Origin of the sequence: Pseudomonas sp. I3-I5 (genome assembly GCF_022699445.1) — a bacterium.
GTDB classification, from domain to species: Bacteria; Pseudomonadota; Gammaproteobacteria; order Pseudomonadales; family Pseudomonadaceae; genus Aquipseudomonas; species Aquipseudomonas fulva.
This window is the reverse complement of record NZ_CP093940.1, coordinates 4,810,001-4,824,393: the sequence shown is the minus strand read 5'-3', so window position 1 is coordinate 4,824,393 and position 14,393 is coordinate 4,810,001. Positions and strand designations below refer to the sequence as shown.

The window sequence follows — 14,393 nt, the reverse complement described above, 5'->3', positions numbered from 1 at the left end:
CGGGCCCTCATTTCTGCAGGTCAGCGCTTATCGTGCGCCCAAGGGGCAGGCTCACCCACCAACTGCCCCTGAATGCCTCCTACACCCATTTCGCAGAGCACTGCGCGCTCACCTTCGGTTTCCACGCGCTCGGCCACCAGAGGCAGGTCGATGCTGTGCGCGGCACGCTGGATCGCCTCGATGAACAAGCGTTTGTGCTGTTCATGGTCGATGTTACGGATGTAGCTGCCATCAATCTTCAGGTAAGCCAACCCAAGGTGGGACAGGTTACCGATCATGCTGAAACGTCCGCCAAAGCGTTGCAGTGCCAGGCCGAAGCCAAGGCTGTGCAGCCTTCGAGTCAATTTCTCCAACGCCGGCTGGTCAGGTAGCTGCTCTTCACCGATTTCGAACACCAGACGCGGCCCGAGGGCGACGTTCTGGCTGAGCAGTTCGAAAATGCGTTGCAGCGCCTGGGCGTCCGCCAAGGTAGCGGCGGAAAGGTTCAGCGCCAGCACCTGGTCGTGGCCACGCATGTGCGCCAGCACCTTCTGCAGCACCAGAAGGTCCAGCCTTGGCATCCAGCCAAAGCGCTCGAGCCAAGGGAGGAATCGGCCGGCTGGAAGCGCCTCGCCTTGTCGATCCTTCAGGCGGGATATCACCTTGTGGTGCAGCACCTGCTGGGCGGTTGCACAATCGACCACCGGCTGGAAAAACAGCTCGAAGTGACCGTTGCTGAAGGCCTGGTCGAGGCGCTCATGCCAGTCGTGCTGGCTGTCGGCAGCCACGGCAGCGACGCCTTGCTCCAGGCAGACCCAACCCGGGGTTGGCTGGTTCTCCGCGCGTGCCAGGGCCTCATCAGCCAGTTTGAGCAACGCTGGAGGCGCGTCGCCCGGGCTGAAGGGGGCCAAGCCGATGCAGGCCACCGGTTGAATATCGGTGGCCCCCGTCTCATGCAGGCTCTGCAGCGTAGCCTCAAGCGCCTGGGCCAGCTGTATGGCTTCTTCATGCACCATGCCAGGTGCCAGCACGGCGAATTCACCACCCCGGCTGCGGGAAATCAGGTCGTTGGTTTCCGGGAAGCTTGCGCAGGCGCGGCGCAATTGCTCACCGACGGCTTGCAGCAACTGATCCGTGCGTTGGCCACCCAGACGCGCGTTGAGGCCCGCCAGGCCTTGAACCCGAAGTAACAACAGGTAGCCTGCCCGTGCTTCCTCAAGGTTGCTGACCCGAGCATTGAGCTGCATTTCGAAATAGCGACGGTTGGACAGACCGGTCAAGGTGTCTTGATAGGACTCGGCGCGTAACCGCTCGCTGCGCTCGGCCTGCTCGGTGAACAGTGCCTTGAGCTTTTCGACCATCTGGTTCATGGCCTGGACGACGCGCCTGAGCTCGGGTGTGCGGGGCAGTTCAGGCAGGCTCAGGAATTCACGCCTGGCGATGGCATGGGACTGTTCGACCATGTAGTCCAGCGGCTTGAGCTGCCGGCGCAGCAGCAACGCCCCCAGAATGGCGCTGGCGGCACCACAGAGCAGTAGCCAGCCCAGGCTGCCCAACGCGCTTTGCCAGAGCTTGGCAATGGCGAACATGGGGTGACTGATGACCTCGACGCGTGCCGCCTGCTGCCAGCCACGGCTGACCAACGCGTCGCCACCGGCAGCTTCCAGACCGATCAGGTGAACGAACCAACGGGGTACGCCCCCAGGGTCTGGTTCGGCATGGCGCTCGACGAGCACCGTATTGGAAGCCAGGTCCACCACTTTGATACTGGCGTAGTAGCCACTGTCGAAGATCGAACTCACCATCAGCTCGACCATGGCAGGGTCATCGATATTGGGCGTAAGCGACAGGGCCAGCGCAGTGGCTGCATCCTGTGCATGCGAGCGGAGCTGGTTGACATACTGGCTTCGCGAACTCTCCAGGCTGACCATGAAACTGCCGGTGAACGCCACTACCAGGAACAGGCAAATAGCCAACAGCAATTGTTTGAACAGTGACATCTGTGCTCCTTCAGTAAACCGGCTCGGCCGGGAAGCCTTCGGCCTGCATTTTTTTCAATAGGTCCTGCCAGCGCGACAAGCGCTTGGTGTCGCCGACTTTCTTGTTGCCACCGGCGCCTGTCAGCCATAGGCCTTCACCGTTGAAGGCATAGACGGGCAACAGGTCGGGGCGCTGGCTGGCCGGCTTGATCGCGTCCATCAGGCTGTCGAGCACCAACGGCTGCGCCTGGGGCGTTGAATAATAGGTCAGTACCATGTGTGCCCGGTTCTGTCGCAAGGCCTTGACGTAGGTGATCCGCAGTTTCTCGCTGGGGATGCCCATGCGCCTGAGGCTGAAGTACTTGGCGATAGCGTAATCCTCGCAATCGCCAGCCCCTTTTATCAGTGCTTGGACCGGTGTTGCCCAGTAATCGACCTCGTGCCACAGATCGATATCCTCGACGTAGCGCAATTGTTGGTTAAAGAACCGGTTGACCACCTGCAGACGCTCAAGCTCAGTCCCCTGCTTCTGGGTGGCCATGAGGTTCTGCCACGCATCGATTCGCGCTTTGCCCTCCCCCAATGGCCCGTACAGCGCTTGAGACTGGCGACTGATCTGGGCGAAATCCCAGTCGGCATGCAAACCGCCCAGCAGCAGGCCACCCAGCAGCGCAGCCAGGGCAACTCGGTGCAGCACGGTTTTCAGCATCGGGGTGATCGCCACTGCCAAGCACTGTCCAGGCCAGTCGAAAGAAGCGATGGTGCGGCCTGACACCGCAAAAGACAATGGCACATCGCGATCATCGGCCTCTGTGTCGGAGTACGCCGGATCAACGCTTGCCGCGCGGGTCATGTCACTTCCTTTGCAGAGCAACTTCATCCACCATAGCCGCGCCCTGGGGCATGCCCCCAGTAGAGGCCAGCATTTGACACGTCATACCGCTATAACCGTGTCATTGGATCCAACTTTGGTAATCGTTTAAGGCAGGCGTTGCGTGGGCAACAAAATCAAACTGAGCAGCGTGTTGAACAGTGAACAGTTGCTGCCACATCTGGCCCGCGGCGTTATTGAAGAACGCGTGCGCAGTGCCATTCTCGAGGGTCGTTTGCCACCCGGAACGGCAATCAGGCAACAGGAGTTGGCGACACTTTATGGCGTCAGCCGTATGCCCGTGCGTGAGGCGCTGCGTCAACTGGAAGCGCAGTCACTGTTGAACGTGGAGCTTCACAAGGGCGCAGTCGTTGCGCCGCTGATAGGCGAGGATGCGGCAGATGCCTACGACTTGCGTGTTCTGCTCGAAAGCGAGGCGTTGCGTCAATCCATTCCGCTTCTGACGGCGCAAGACATCGCCAAGGCCCGCAGTTGCATCCAGCAACTGGAAAACGAAACACGACATGCCGAGATCGCTCGTCTTAATCGTGAGCTTCACATGGTGCTTTATAGCAAGGCAGCGAACCATAAACTGCTGCGCCTGATCGATAACGAATTGATGCAAGAGGAGCGGTTTCTACGCTTTCATCTTTCGTCGATGGGCCTGGGCAAGCTCACCCAAGACGATCACACGGCCTTGGTCGATGCCGCCAGTGCCAAACGTGTCAGCGATGCAATTGCGGTATTGGAGCAGCACCTCAACAGCGCAGCCGTGACCATTCGAAGGTACTTGGACAGCCAGCGCTCGCACTGAATGGCTTGGGGACCGACAGGTAGGTTGCAAAATCTCGCGCCGGGCGAAACAATGAGACTAATTATCATTTAAGCCCTGATAGCTGTGTCTCATGCCTAGCAACGATCTCGTGCAAAACCTCTACAGTGCTCATCATGGCTGGCTGCATACCTGGCTGCGCCACAGGCTTGGCAATGCGGCCGACGCTGCTGACGTGGCCCAGGATACCTTTATGCGGCTGTTGCAACGCCGCGAGCATCTGCAGATACAACAGCCCAGGGCGTTTCTGCGCACGGTGGCGCGCGGGTTGATCATCGACCACTGGCGTCGAGAGGAACTGCACAAAGCCTATCTGGAAGCGCTGGCGCTGGCGCCGGAGGCTAACACGCCCGATGTGGAGACCCGCGAGCTGCTGCTGGAGTTGCTTGAACGCATTGCCAAGATGCTCGATGGCCTCAAGCCAAAGGTTCGCACTGCTTTCCTGCTAGCCCAATGCGAGGGCCTGCGGCATCAGGAAATTGCACAGCAGATGGGCGTATCGGTGAGAACGGTGGAGCGCTACATTGCTGACGCGCTTTATCACTGCTACCTGCTGCGCTACGAAGCGTAATGACACCGGTTATGCCTAGCCCGCATCCCGACGCCAAGACGGTCAGACAAGCCATCCAGTGGATGCTGAAACTTCGCCACAGTGGTGAGGATCCGGCTTTGAACGAGCGTCTCGCGCAGTGGCGCTCAGAGGCTGCGACCCACGAGCTGGCCTGGCAACGCGTGCTGCATTTGGAACAGGACCTGGACCTGCGCCACGTGCCCGCTGCGGGGGTTGCGCTGCAGACACTGGAGGCCAGTCATCGGCGCCTTGAGCGGCGACAGGCGTTGAAGCTGCTGGGCACCGTTGCCGTGTTCGGATCGGCAGCATGGCTGAGCAAGGACTTGAGTGTGGTACAGGCCTGGTCATCCGACTACGCGACAGCCACGGGTGAGCGCAGAGACGTAACCTTACCCGACGGCTCTCGGCTACAACTCAATACCCGAAGTGCCGTGAACGTGGCCTTCAACAGGCAGCAATTGTCGATCGACCTCAAGCGGGGTGAGGTCATGCTGGACTGTCGACAGGCAGCTCCTGGACAACCTCCAGTCACTCTGCGCACGAATACCGCAGCATTGCAAACCGTCGGGGGGCGCTTCGTGGGGCGTATCGAGGACGATTGCCTACGGGTGGTCGTCAGTGAGGGGCGAGTATTCACTCGCAGCCAGAGCACCGGCCTGATCCAATGGCTCGAGCCAGGTGGAGAATGGCGCGTCACCGCCAGCGGTGCCGAGCAGGTGACGCCTTCAGGGATGGACGCGATGGCCTGGACCGAAGGCCTCATCGTGGGCAAGAACATGTTGCTCAGGGATTTCCTGACGCAGATCAGCCGATACCGCCGCGGTTATCTCACCTGCAGCGATGACATTGCTGAGCTCCGTTTGTCCGGGGTATTCCGCCTCCAGAATCCAGAACATCTCCTGCAATTGCTGCCCACCACGCTTCCCGTTCAAGTCCGTCATTTAACGCGATGGTGGGTGCGCGTGGAAGCGCTGGGTCGTGCCTAGACTTTGGTGAACAAAGCCTGCTCCTAATGTGTCGGGTTTTGGCCGCGTATCCGGCTAGATCAGTGAGAAGAATCTCCTGCACATTTTACGGACCCTTTCATGTCAACCAACCCGGTAAAACTGTACGCCTTTGGCGCGAATGATTTTCGACCTGTCTTGCACTCAGATTTGCTAAGCAATGCCATCCGCGCTGCCTTGCTGGGTACGGCACTTGGATTGGCCATGGTGCCTGGCATCACACTCGCCGCTGATGCCTCACTGGTCAGCTCGACTTATGCAATTGCACCTGGGCCCCTGGATGAAGTGCTCAATCAATTTGCTCGTCAGGCGGGCATCACGCTTTCCAGTACGCCGGCACTCACGCAAGGCTTGCAGTCCAGAGGCCTTCACGGACAGTACTCGGCTGAGCAGGCGTTAGGGGTGCTGTTGGCAGGAAGCGGCTTGACGGCGTTGGATCAAGGAAACCGGACCTTCATCGTACAGGCTCAGCCAGCGGAAGCTGCGCTGGCGTTACCCGATACGGACATTCGAGGTTTCACCCTGGGCAATGCCTTGGGGAGCATGGAGGGTTATAACGCCACCCACAGCCAGGTCGCTACTAAAAGCAGCTTGGCACTGGTAGAGACATCCCAATCGGTTTCGGTGGTAACCCGGCAACAGATCGACGACCAAGGTTCTCAAACCGTCGCCCAGGCCATGCGCTATACCCCAGGGGTGATGACCAGCCCCTATGGCGCGACGCACCGGTATGACTACGTGGCCATGCGAGGTTTCAATGACGGGTCGGTGGATAACATCTACGTAGACGGCCTCAAGTCCATGGGGGACAACGGCACCTACAGCACGATGCAGGTCGACCCCTATTTCCTGGAACGGATCGATGTCTTGAAAGGGCCTTCTTCGGTCCTTTATGGCCGTAGCTCACCGGGTGGATTGGTCGCACTGACCACCAAAAAGCCCGTGTTCACCGCTTTCCATCAAATTCAAGCGTCGGTTGGTACCCAAGGTCAGCGCGGGCTGGGCTTCGACACCAGCGGCCCGTTGGATGCAGACAAGCGTATTGCCTATCGCCTGACCGGTTTGGCAGACGCTTCGGATACTCAGTTCGATCACAACAAGGAAGAACGCTACGCCATCGCTCCGTCGCTTAGCATCGATTTCAGCGAAGACACATCGCTGACCCTGCAGGCCTACTTGCAGCATGATCCAAACGGGGGGTATCACGGCGGCAATCCTGCAGACGGGATGCTAAGCAAGCGTAATGGGGCACGCCTGTCGGATCACTTTTTCGAAGGGGAGCCGGGCATCGACAATTACGAGCGCACTCAGCAGTCGTTCAGTTACCAGTTCGAGCATCGCTTCAACGATGTATTTACCGCGCGGCAGAACTTCCGCTACCAGGACTCGGACGTATCGATGGACCAGGTGTATTCGGCAGGTTGGGCAGATGCCGACAGTACCGTCCTTAACCGAGCTTACACCGGGGGTGATGAGCGGCTGCACTCCTACATCATTGACAACATGGTCCAGGCTGAATTCTTCACCGGCATTGCCAAGCACACCCTGCTGCTGGGCACGGATTACCAGCGTCGCAAAGCCGATGTCTCGTGGCGTTATGGCACTGTAGATCCGCTGGATGCGGCTAACCCGCAGTATGGTAATGGCAACCTGCAGGTGCTCGGTGAAAACCGATACCAACGCCGGTTGCAACAGACGGGTGTCTATCTGCAGGATCTGGTGGAGCTGGATCAATGGCGCTTCTCACTGGGCCTGCGCCAGGATTGGGTCAAGGTATCCGAGGAAAATCGTGATACCAATACCAGGGTCAGTGACAAGCGTTCCAACTTCACGACTCGCGCTGGGGTGCTCTATCTCTTCGAGAATGGCCTGGCGCCGTATGTGAGCTACTCCGAGTCCTTCAACCCGAATACCGTATCCGATCAAGACGGAAAACCGCTTGCTCCTACCGAGGGCACTCAGTGGGAAGCCGGTATCAAGTATCAGCCACCTGGTAGCGACAACCTGTACACCGCCTCTGTGTTCCGTATCGAGCAGGAGAACCTGGCCTCCAAGCAACCGGATGAAGACTTCTACAGGCCTGTCGGTCAAGTGCGCTCGCAAGGGTTGGAGTTGGAAGCGCATGTGCAGGTCACTGATAACTTGAAACTGCTGGGTGGCTATACCTACACCGACATCGAGTACTCGAAATCGATGCCTAGCCTTGTATCCAGCGGTCTGGACAACAAAGGCAATTCGCCTACCCAAGCCCCGGAGCAAATGGTCTCGCTGTGGGCCGACTACAACTTCCGGCAAGGCGCGCTCGACGGGATTAGGTTGGGCGGCGGCGTGAGGTATGTGGGGCATAGCTGGGCAGATGCAGAGAACAGCCGCAAGGTGCCTTCCTACACGTTGGTTGATGCCTCGTTGGGCTACGACATGGGTAAGCTGGGTCTGAAGGGCTTGGATGTTCGTCTGAATGCCAACAACCTGACCAATCAGCGATACATCACCTCGTGCGCCAGTTTGAATTACTGCTACATGGGCGAAGAGCGTAATGTGAGCGCCACAGTGAGCTACCAGTTCTAAAGCGCACAGCGGGACAACCGCTTATCAGAAGGTAGTCATTGGGGGTGTTTAAACCCACCAAAAGAAAAAGCCCCTGTCTGCAGCGCAGACAGGGGCTTTTTTGTTTGAATCTTGACGATGACCTACTCTCACATGGGGAAACCCCACACTACCATCGGCGATGCATCGTTTCACTGCTGAGTTCGGGATGGGATCAGGTGGTTCCAATGCTCTATGGTCGTCAAGAAATTCTGTGTGCTGGCCCGTCATCGACGTGCCTGCGAATCTCTGTAGTTCCTACTTAAAGACAAAACCCCTACCTGCATACGCAGATAGGGGTTTTGCGAAATGAATCTTGACGATGACCTACTCTCACATGGGGAAACCCCACACTACCATCGGCGATGCATCGTTTCACTGCTGAGTTCGGGATGGGATCAGGTGGTTCCAATGCTCTATGGTCGTCAAGAAATTCTGTAGCCAGAATGTCCTGTTGGACAGCCCAGCGAATTCGGATATGTGATGTTTGTGATGCGTTGCGAACTTTCGGTTCATGTCATCTTCACCACCGCAATCTGCAGAAGCAAATTGCTTGGGTGTTATATGGTCAAGCCTCACGGGCAATTAGTATTGGTTAGCTCAACGCCTCACAGCGCTTACACACCCAACCTATCAACGTCGTAGTCTTCGACGGCCCTTTAGGGGATTCAAGATCCCAGTGAGATCTCATCTTGAGGCAAGTTTCCCGCTTAGATGCTTTCAGCGGTTATCTCTTCCGAACATAGCTACCCGGCAATGCCACTGGCGTGACAACCGGAACACCAGAGGTTCGTCCACTCCGGTCCTCTCGTACTAGGAGCAGCCCCTCTCAAATCTCAAACGTCCACGGCAGATAGGGACCGAACTGTCTCACGACGTTCTAAACCCAGCTCGCGTACCACTTTAAATGGCGAACAGCCATACCCTTGGGACCGGCTTCAGCCCCAGGATGTGATGAGCCGACATCGAGGTGCCAAACACCGCCGTCGATATGAACTCTTGGGCGGTATCAGCCTGTTATCCCCGGAGTACCTTTTATCCGTTGAGCGATGGCCCTTCCATACAGAACCACCGGATCACTAAGACCTACTTTCGTACCTGCTCGACGTGTGTGTCTCGCAGTCAAGCGCGCTTTTGCCTTTATACTCTACGACCGATTTCCGACCGGTCTGAGCGCACCTTCGTACTCCTCCGTTACTCTTTGGGAGGAGACCGCCCCAGTCAAACTACCCACCATACACTGTCCTCGATCCGGATAACGGACCTGAGTTAGAACCTCAAAGTTGCCAGGGTGGTATTTCAAGGATGGCTCCATGAGAACTGGCGTCCCCACTTCAAAGCCTCCCACCTATCCTACACAAGCAAATTCAAAGTCCAGTGCAAAGCTATAGTAAAGGTTCACGGGGTCTTTCCGTCTAGCCGCGGATACACTGCATCTTCACAGCGATTTCAATTTCACTGAGTCTCGGGTGGAGACAGCGCCGCCATCGTTACGCCATTCGTGCAGGTCGGAACTTACCCGACAAGGAATTTCGCTACCTTAGGACCGTTATAGTTACGGCCGCCGTTTACCGGGGCTTCGATCAAGAGCTTCGCTTGCGCTAACCCCATCAATTAACCTTCCGGCACCGGGCAGGCGTCACACCCTATACGTCCACTTTCGTGTTTGCAGAGTGCTGTGTTTTTAATAAACAGTCGCAGCGGCCTGGTATCTTCGACCAGCAAAAGCTTACGGGGCAAGCCCTTCACCTTCGCCGGCGCACCTTCTCCCGAAGTTACGGTGCCATTTTGCCTAGTTCCTTCACCCGAGTTCTCTCAAGCGCCTTGGTATTCTCTACCTAACCACCTGTGTCGGTTTGGGGTACGGTTCCCAGTTATCTGAAGCTTAGGAGCTTTTCTTGGAAGCATGGTATCAACCACTTCATCGCCTAAAGGCAACTCGTCATCAGCTCTCGGCCTTGAAATCCCGGATTTGCCTAAGATTTCAGCCTACCACCTTAAACCTGGACAACCAACGCCAGGCTGGCCTAACCTTCTCCGTCCCTCCATCGCAATAACTGGAAGTACAGGAATATTAACCTGTTTTCCATCGACTACGCTTTTCAGCCTCGCCTTAGGGACCGACTAACCCTGCGTCGATTAACGTTGCGCAGGAAACCTTGGTCTTTCGGCGTGCGAGTTTTTCACTCGCATTGTCGTTACTCATGTCAGCATTCGCACTTCTGATACCTCCAGCAAGCTTCTCAACTCACCTTCACAGGCTTACAGAACGCTCCTCTACCGCATCACCAAAAGGTGATACCCGTAGCTTCGGTGCATGGTTTGAGCCCCGTTACATCTTCCGCGCAGGCCGACTCGACTAGTGAGCTATTACGCTTTCTTTAAAGGGTGGCTGCTTCTAAGCCAACCTCCTAGCTGTCTAAGCCTTCCCACATCGTTTCCCACTTAACCATGACTTTGGGACCTTAGCTGACGGTCTGGGTTGTTTCCCTTTTCACGACGGACGTTAGCACCCGCCGTGTGTCTCCCATGCTCGGCACTTGTAGGTATTCGGAGTTTGCATCGGTTTGGTAAGTCGGGATGACCCCCTAGCCGAAACAGTGCTCTACCCCCTACAGTGATACATGAGGCGCTACCTAAATAGCTTTCGAGGAGAACCAGCTATCTCCGAGCTTGATTAGCCTTTCACTCCGATCCACAGGTCATCCGCTAACTTTTCAACGGTAGTCGGTTCGGTCCTCCAGTCAGTGTTACCTAACCTTCAACCTGCCCATGGATAGATCGCCCGGTTTCGGGTCTATACCCAGCGACTAAACGCCCTATTAAGACTCGCTTTCGCTACGCCTCCCCTATTCGGTTAAGCTCGCCACTGAATATAAGTCGCTGACCCATTATACAAAAGGTACGCAGTCACCTAACAAAGTAGGCTCCCACTGCTTGTACGCATACGGTTTCAGGTTCTATTTCACTCCCCTCTCCGGGGTTCTTTTCGCCTTTCCCTCACGGTACTGGTTCACTATCGGTCAGTCAGTAGTATTTAGCCTTGGAGGATGGTCCCCCCATATTCAGACAAAGTTTCTCGTGCTCCGTCCTACTCGATTTCATTGATAAGAGATTTTCGTGTACGGGGCTATCACCCACTATGGCCGCACTTTCCAGAGCGTTCCACTAATCTCAAATCAACTTAAGGGCTGGTCCCCGTTCGCTCGCCACTACTAAGGGAATCTCGGTTGATTTCTTTTCCTCAGGGTACTTAGATGTTTCAGTTCCCCTGGTTCGCCTCTTGCACCTATGTATTCAGTACAAGATAACCAGCTTGTGCTGGCTGGGTTCCCCCATTCAGAGATCTCTGGATCACAGTCTGTTTGCCGACTCCCCAAAGCTTTTCGCAGGCTACCACGTCTTTCATCGCCTCTGACTGCCAAGGCATCCACCGTATGCGCTTCTTCACTTGACCATATAACCCCAAGCAATCTGGTTATACTGTGAAGACGACATTCGCCGAAAATTCGCACGTTGCTCTTTCGAGCAGAACTCACAAATTTTACCTTAGCCTGAATTCCAGCAGTGAAACTGGTCTTCAGTCTATTTCTATCACATATCCGAATTTTTAAAGAACGATCTGACAAAAGTCAGAAATCAACATTCACACCGGAATGTTCATTTCTGTATTCTGAACAGTGCTGCAAACCTGAAGGATTGGTGGAGCCAAGCGGGATCGAACCGCTGACCTCCTGCGTGCAAGGCAGGCGCTCTCCCAGCTGAGCTATGGCCCCGTATTCTACGGCTGAACCAAGTAATGGTAGGTCTGGGCAGATTTGAACTGCCGACCTCACCCTTATCAGGGGTGCGCTCTAACCAACTGAGCTACAGACCTATAACAGGGTCGCGTTACAGCATCGTCTTTTACAATGAATCAAGCAATTCGTGTGGGAGCTCATCAGCAGGCTGATGTCGTCGATTAAGGAGGTGATCCAGCCGCAGGTTCCCCTACGGCTACCTTGTTACGACTTCACCCCAGTCATGAATCACACCGTGGTAACCGTCCCCCCGAAGGTTAGACTAGCTACTTCTGGTGCAACCCACTCCCATGGTGTGACGGGCGGTGTGTACAAGGCCCGGGAACGTATTCACCGCGACATTCTGATTCGCGATTACTAGCGATTCCGACTTCACGCAGTCGAGTTGCAGACTGCGATCCGGACTACGATCGGTTTTGTGAGATTAGCTCCACCTCGCGGCTTGGCAACCCTCTGTACCGACCATTGTAGCACGTGTGTAGCCCAGGCCGTAAGGGCCATGATGACTTGACGTCATCCCCACCTTCCTCCGGTTTGTCACCGGCAGTCTCCTTAGAGTGCCCACCATAACGTGCTGGTAACTAAGGACAAGGGTTGCGCTCGTTACGGGACTTAACCCAACATCTCACGACACGAGCTGACGACAGCCATGCAGCACCTGTGTCAGAGTTCCCGAAGGCACCCATCCATCTCTGGAAAGTTCTCTGCATGTCAAGGCCTGGTAAGGTTCTTCGCGTTGCTTCGAATTAAACCACATGCTCCACCGCTTGTGCGGGCCCCCGTCAATTCATTTGAGTTTTAACCTTGCGGCCGTACTCCCCAGGCGGTCAACTTAATGCGTTAGCTGCGCCACTAAAATCTCAAGGATTCCAACGGCTAGTTGACATCGTTTACGGCGTGGACTACCAGGGTATCTAATCCTGTTTGCTCCCCACGCTTTCGCACCTCAGTGTCAGTATCAGTCCAGGTGGTCGCCTTCGCCACTGGTGTTCCTTCCTATATCTACGCATTTCACCGCTACACAGGAAATTCCACCACCCTCTACTGTACTCTAGCTTGCCAGTTTTGGATGCAGTTCCCAGGTTGAGCCCGGGGCTTTCACATCCAACTTAACAAACCACCTACGCGCGCTTTACGCCCAGTAATTCCGATTAACGCTTGCACCCTCTGTATTACCGCGGCTGCTGGCACAGAGTTAGCCGGTGCTTATTCTGTCGGTAACGTCAAAATTGCAGAGTATTAATCTACAACCCTTCCTCCCAACTTAAAGTGCTTTACAATCCGAAGACCTTCTTCACACACGCGGCATGGCTGGATCAGGCTTTCGCCCATTGTCCAATATTCCCCACTGCTGCCTCCCGTAGGAGTCTGGACCGTGTCTCAGTTCCAGTGTGACTGATCATCCTCTCAGACCAGTTACGGATCGTCGCCTTGGTGAGCCATTACCTCACCAACAAGCTAATCCGACCTAGGCTCATCTGATAGCGCAAGGCCCGAAGGTCCCCTGCTTTCTCCCGTAGGACGTATGCGGTATTAGCGTTCCTTTCGAAACGTTGTCCCCCACTACCAGGCAGATTCCTAGGCATTACTCACCCGTCCGCCGCTGAATCAAGGAGCAAGCTCCCGTCATCCGCTCGACTTGCATGTGTTAGGCCTGCCGCCAGCGTTCAATCTGAGCCATGATCAAACTCTTCAGTTCAATACTGCTTGGGTTTTTAAGAAACCCTAAACTTGGCTCAGCAATCTCAAATGACTATGTGATTTCTCGCATGGTCACTTGTGATGCTGATAATCTTTCTGACTATCAGTCCGTACTCACAAGCACCCACACGAATTGCTTGATTCGATTTGTTAAAGAGCGTTTGGCTGAGAGTGTTTCGTCTCAACCGAGGCGCGCATTCTACGCTTTCCTCATTGCCTGTCAAGCGTTTATTTTGAAGTATTTTCGAAAAACTCGTTCAACTTCAACCACTTAACTCGCTTCGATCTCTCGTAGCGGGAGGTGAATAATACAGCATTCAAAAACGCTGTCAACCACCTTTTTACCACCGCTGGCTGGCCGCTTGGCCTACCAGGAAAAGCATGAGCTTCTACTTAAAGACAAAACCCCTACCTGCATACGCAGATAGGGGTTTTGCGAAATGAATCTTGACGATGACCTACTCTCACATGGGGAAACCCCACACTACCATCGGCGATGCATCGTTTCACTACTGAGTTCGGGATGGGATCAGGTGGTTCCAATGCTCTATGGTCGTCAAGAAATTCTGTAGCCAGAATGTCCTGTTGGACAGCCCAGCGAATTCGGATATGTGATGTTTGTGATGCGTTGCGAACTTTCGGTTCATGTCATCTTCACCACCGCAATCTGCAGGAGCAAATTGCTTGGGTGTTATATGGTCAAGCCTCACGGGCAATTAGTATTGGTTAGCTCAACGCCTCACAGCGCTTACACACCCAACCTATCAACGTCGTAGTCTTCGACGGCCCTTTAGGGGATTCAAGATCCCAGTGAGATCTCATCTTGAGGCAAGTTTCCCGCTTAGATGCTTTCAGCGGTTATCTCTTCCGAACATAGCTACCCGGCAATGCCACTGGCGTGACAACCGGAACACCAGAGGTTCGTCCACTCCGGTCCTCTCGTACTAGGAGCAGCCCCTCTCAAATCTCAAACGTCCACGGCAGATAGGGACCGAACTGTCTCACGACGTTCTAAACCCAGCTCGCGTACCACTTTAAATGGCGAACAGCCATACCCTTGGGACCGGCTT

Annotated in this window: 6 protein-coding genes, 2 tRNA genes and 6 rRNA genes (1 of these 14 cut by a window edge); 4 read left to right on the top strand and 10 right to left on the bottom strand. The window is 55.4% G+C overall.

Translation table 11 applies throughout. From position 1 onward, the window contains the following. Positions 1-20 precede the first annotated feature (20 nt). Positions 21-1,979 (bottom strand): cyclic di-GMP receptor LapD, encoded by a 1,959-nt coding sequence (gene lapD, locus MOP87_RS21715; protein WP_027915751.1) that lies wholly within the window; start codon positions 1,977-1,979, stop codon positions 21-23. 10 nt (positions 1,980-1,989) lie between these two features. After that, on the bottom strand, positions 1,990-2,751 hold the full coding sequence (gene lapG, locus MOP87_RS21710; protein ID WP_173645901.1) for a cysteine protease LapG: 762 nt from the start codon (positions 2,749-2,751) through the stop codon (positions 1,990-1,992). 202 nt (positions 2,752-2,953) lie between these two features. Here lapG and MOP87_RS21705 point away from each other — a divergent pair, with 202 nt between their 5' ends. The 4 genes from MOP87_RS21705 (at position 2,954) to MOP87_RS21690 (ending at position 7,804) form a co-directional block, all read left to right on the top strand. After that, positions 2,954-3,643 carry a GntR family transcriptional regulator gene (locus MOP87_RS21705; protein WP_027915753.1) on the top strand — a complete coding sequence of 230 codons (690 nt, stop codon included), beginning with the start codon at positions 2,954-2,956 and terminating at the stop codon, positions 3,641-3,643. A 91-nt stretch (positions 3,644-3,734) separates the two neighbouring features. Continuing rightward, positions 3,735-4,232 carry a sigma-70 family RNA polymerase sigma factor gene (locus MOP87_RS21700; RefSeq protein WP_242809975.1) on the top strand — a complete coding sequence of 166 codons (498 nt, stop codon included), beginning with the start codon at positions 3,735-3,737 and terminating at the stop codon, positions 4,230-4,232. Positions 4,233-4,243: 11 nt separating this feature from the next. Beyond that, positions 4,244-5,218, top strand: a complete 975-nt coding sequence (locus MOP87_RS21695; RefSeq protein WP_145281188.1) for a FecR domain-containing protein — start codon at positions 4,244-4,246, stop codon at positions 5,216-5,218. Positions 5,219-5,317: 99 nt separating this feature from the next. Next, complete coding sequence (locus MOP87_RS21690) at positions 5,318-7,804, top strand: TonB-dependent siderophore receptor (protein ID WP_278187404.1); 2,487 nt, start codon at positions 5,318-5,320, stop codon at positions 7,802-7,804. 109 nt (positions 7,805-7,913) lie between these two features. Here the strand turns inward: MOP87_RS21690 and rrf (MOP87_RS21685) are convergent. The 8 genes from rrf (MOP87_RS21685) to MOP87_RS21650 form a co-directional block, all read right to left on the bottom strand. Beyond that, a 5S ribosomal RNA gene (gene rrf / locus MOP87_RS21685) occupies positions 7,914-8,029 on the bottom strand. A 107-nt stretch (positions 8,030-8,136) separates the two neighbouring features. After that, a 5S ribosomal RNA gene (rrf, locus tag MOP87_RS21680) occupies positions 8,137-8,252 on the bottom strand. A gap of 134 nt (positions 8,253-8,386) precedes the next feature. Then, positions 8,387-11,279, bottom strand: a 23S ribosomal RNA gene (locus tag MOP87_RS21675). A 243-nt stretch (positions 11,280-11,522) separates the two neighbouring features. Further along, a tRNA-Ala gene (locus MOP87_RS21670) sits at positions 11,523-11,598 on the bottom strand. A gap of 24 nt (positions 11,599-11,622) precedes the next feature. Next, positions 11,623-11,699, bottom strand: a tRNA-Ile gene (locus tag MOP87_RS21665). Positions 11,700-11,784: 85 nt separating this feature from the next. Further along, a 16S ribosomal RNA gene (locus MOP87_RS21660) occupies positions 11,785-13,321 on the bottom strand. A gap of 447 nt (positions 13,322-13,768) precedes the next feature. Beyond that, positions 13,769-13,884: ribosomal RNA gene (rrf, locus tag MOP87_RS21655) — 5S ribosomal RNA — on the bottom strand. A 134-nt stretch (positions 13,885-14,018) separates the two neighbouring features. After that, positions 14,019-14,393 (bottom strand): 23S ribosomal RNA (locus tag MOP87_RS21650); it runs 2,518 nt beyond the window's last position. The 16S, 23S and 5S rRNA genes sit together here with 2 tRNA genes alongside, the layout of an rRNA operon.